Below are 3,698 nucleotides of genomic sequence, written 5' to 3' on the forward strand. Positions count from 1 at the left end.
GTAAGGATAACTAGGAATTATGAATGAAACTTAGACGACAAAACTACTTTGATCGTTCCTCAGACTTTAACACCAACAGGCTCGATGAGATAATCTCTCTACAATGGGGAATAATCAATAGTCATATCCACTTAATTGCAAGTGCTTGTTATCCTTTTCCTTCTGTGCTTCGAGCATTATCTGAACCATCTTTCGTGCTTCCAGCCGAAGGAATGCCTCTTTCTAGGTACCTTCCCGGTTCAAAGGCTATGGATATAGTTGAGGTTGAAGGGGAAAAGCTTGCCCTTAGGTTATTTGGATATCCAGTAGGATATAAAGCTTCATTGCAACCACATTCAGGTACACAAGCAAATCAGATAGTATATAACTCTGTTCTAGAGCCTGATGATACTGTTTTATGTTTAAAGCCAAAAAAAGGTGGACATATTTCTCATTCCGTTTTGATATCTAGAAGGCATAAGACAGTTAACTATGAACTAACTCAAGAAGGATATATAGATTATGATAACTTGGAGGAAGTAGCAGTTAGAGAAAAGCCTAAATTAATTATTGTAGGTGGAAGTTCTTTATCTAGAGAAATTGATTTTGAAAGATGCTTCAAAATCGCAAGAAAAGTTAATGCATTTTTGCATGCAGATATATCACATACAGCCACATTTATAGCAGCAAATGTCCACAAACCTGTTTTCCCATACTGTGATTTTGTAACATTTAACACAGTAAAAAACCTACGAGGTCCAAACTCAGGTATATTGATTTATAAAGACAAGTACACAAAAGAGGTACATAGTTCTATTTTTCCGACCACGCAAGGAGGTGCAAATGAAACTAACATGCTGGGTAAGTTTGCTGCTCTGTTAGAGTGGTGCGACAGAGATATATCTTCATATGCAAAATCGATAATTTATTCGGCGAGGTTAATGGGAGATGTGTTAATGGAAGAAGGAATTAATCTCACATCTAATGGGACTGATTGCCATATTTTGTTAGTTGATCTAAAAGATAGCAGCTCAAGTGGAGCAGAGTTAGAGAGAAAAATGGAGGAGTTGGGGGTACTCATAAATAAAAATTTAACTCCAAATGATAAACGCTCACCTCTTACCACTTCAGGGCTACGCATCGGAACAACTAATCTCGCTATTCTTAACTACGAGGATAAAGATTTAATAAAACTAGCTAAATGGATAGCAAATATAATAAACAACCAGTCTACAGAAATAGACACAATTAGGGAGTTGATACACAAGTACAATGTAAAAATAGGAAAACAGGACTAATAGGACTTAATACCTCCAGTTTGGTGAAAGTATATATGGCAATAATATATAGTTACCATCTATATACGTTTCAAAGAACACCTCTATGCCCACCTTATCGTTGTCAACAAAGGGGATATCATTATCATCCCCACTCCGTTCTCCTATATTCTTTAGCTTTGAAACAAACCAGCTCACGACACTTATAAATCTAAAGTCCTTAGTCCTAGATGATGCAACCCTTATTCTCTCAAATTTAACTACCGCCTCTGAATATGATATGTTTTTACAATATAAATCAATTATTAATTCATTAAAGTCCAGCATGGCAGCATCCATTGCCAATGACTTAGGGACAACAGAACGAGCTAAAAGCAGATATTTTTTAGATTTGTAAATATCTTTCTCCAATATATATATTGCACTCAGGTTAACATATGGCTGATAGACCTCTACCGAATTTAATTTTTTTAGTTTTTCAATTGATTCATTTAGCATAATTTTTGCTTTGTAAAGATTGTTCGAATGCAACTCTACTATACTTGCATTGTTTAACGCCGTAGCATAACCAAACTCAGAGCCAATGCTTTCAAACCCAGTGACTGATGCTGACAATATCTTTCTTGATATATCTGGAGGGAAGAGATGTCCAGAGTTGCGTAACGTTAAAAAATCATACTCAGAAGAAAAGGGGGATAATTTTTTATAAGTACTCAATGCTAGTGAAGCTGCTTTTTCATCTTCACATAAATTTATCCTTATATTAAAGAGAATCGAATCTCTTTCTTTGGAAGGTTTTGTGTCAAGTATAATTGACTCAGCCTCTTCATATCTGAACAATTGAACTAAAAACTTGGCTTCAAATAAGTTTGCTATATCTTTATGTTTTCTGTAATTTCTTAGCTTTTCAGTTGCAATAAGGCCAAAACTAAAAAGTGAGCATTTTTGAAATGCATTAAGCATAATTTTAACTGAATGTGATGGTAAGATATCTAGAACATCCCAGCATACGCTATCTCTAAAAATATTAGCTAAATATGAAAAATTCTCTTGAGTGTCTAGTATATAAATAAACGTTACGATATGGTTTTGAATGTTAGCTTTCGCTCTAACTTCCTGTTCATAAGTAATTCCAATTAATCGATCATACAGTGCCAACTCATTATCGGTTTCCCCTCTAACATCTAGTATGTCACTGATCGCTTGCACCAACTGTAACCTTAACTCAAGCTTTTCCTCTTCGGGGGTTAGCTCTGATACAACGTGAGCAATTAATTCGTGTTCAACTCGCAGTTTATCATGACGTTCACTATTTAAGACAAGCAAACCAAACGTCACAAGGTCCTGCGTTGCATTTCGAACAGTCTCTTCGCTAATTTTTAAGTCTAAAGATCCAACTAGATCTACAATATTCCCTATGGATAATCCCCCTAAAAGAAATACCACAAGCCTTAATACGATGGTGTCGGATGTTGATAGCGATTGAACTACGCCCTGATAAGAGCCTGATGAAATATTTAGTGCCTGATTTTCTCGACGTTCAACTAAAAACTTGAGCTGGAACCAAATTGACTTCAAGTTTCCTTCACTACGTCGATGTATACTCTTTACCAATTCTTCTATATCATTTTCCATAGGAAAAATACGCTGTACAAGTCTTTTGGTATCCTGCAATGAAGCTGGACCAAACTCTATACTTTTCACAATTGCTTTATTATGAAGCGGAAGCCAGTTTTCATGTTCACAGTTTATAGTTCGCTCAACTAAGACAAGTGTAAAAAAACGACCTGCATTACTTAATTTTGACTCAAATATGGCTCTATAACTTAATGGTAAAAACTGAGTATTGTCTATTACTATAATAACCTTTTTCGTTTTCGATTCATTTATTAAAAAATCGATTGCATCAATTTCATGGCTATTTCCTATACCTCCGAATATAGAAACGGGCAAGAACGCTTTAATAAAAGGGCCTAATACAGGTATCTGGTTAGTTAGCTCTCTTGCCACTCCATATAAATATGAAGCTCTACTGTAATTGACACTCTTGTTTAAACGAGTCCACTTTTTAGCAATTCCTTTTGATACGTAAAACGGAGAAAATTTTGTGGCGTTGTGGGGACTACAAAGCGTATTTCCAGCTTTATCAAAAAGTTTAGAGGCATCTAGGTCTGCAGGAGGCACATTAAAATATAAAGCTGCGCTCGCAAGCTGTTTTTCCGAAACTCTTGATACTAACTCCTTTGAAAAGAAAGATTTACCACAACCTGATACACCCTTTATTTGTAGTAACTTTAATTTATCGCTGTTATCATTCTCAATGAAATCCAAGCAAAGCCCAATCTCTTTCTCTCTTAATAAAAACGGCCAACAGCCTTCTGACTGAAAAAATTTACTTATATGAGGCTCGACCATTCTACGATAATTCCTAGTTATCCTTAC

General features: G+C 35.5%; 2 protein-coding genes. One reads left to right on the forward strand and one right to left on the reverse strand.

The genetic code is table 11. The features are described 5' to 3' along the window. The first annotated feature begins 23 nt into the window (after window positions 1-23). Window positions 24-1,277: a serine hydroxymethyltransferase gene (glyA, locus tag TW77_RS19100; RefSeq protein ID WP_046006585.1), complete on the forward strand. Its 1,254-nt coding sequence runs from the start codon at window positions 24-26 to the stop codon at window positions 1,275-1,277. 6 nt (window positions 1,278-1,283) lie between these two features. Here glyA and TW77_RS19105 read toward each other — a convergent pair whose 3' ends face one another. Beyond that, entirely contained in the window at window positions 1,284-3,671 is a 2,388-nt protein-coding gene (locus tag TW77_RS19105) for a hypothetical protein (protein ID WP_046006586.1), read from the reverse strand. Between the last annotated feature and the right edge of the window lie 27 nt (window positions 3,672-3,698).

Source organism: Pseudoalteromonas rubra (genome assembly GCF_000967655.1).
In the GTDB taxonomy this organism is placed as follows: domain Bacteria; phylum Pseudomonadota; class Gammaproteobacteria; order Enterobacterales; family Alteromonadaceae; genus Pseudoalteromonas; species Pseudoalteromonas rubra_A.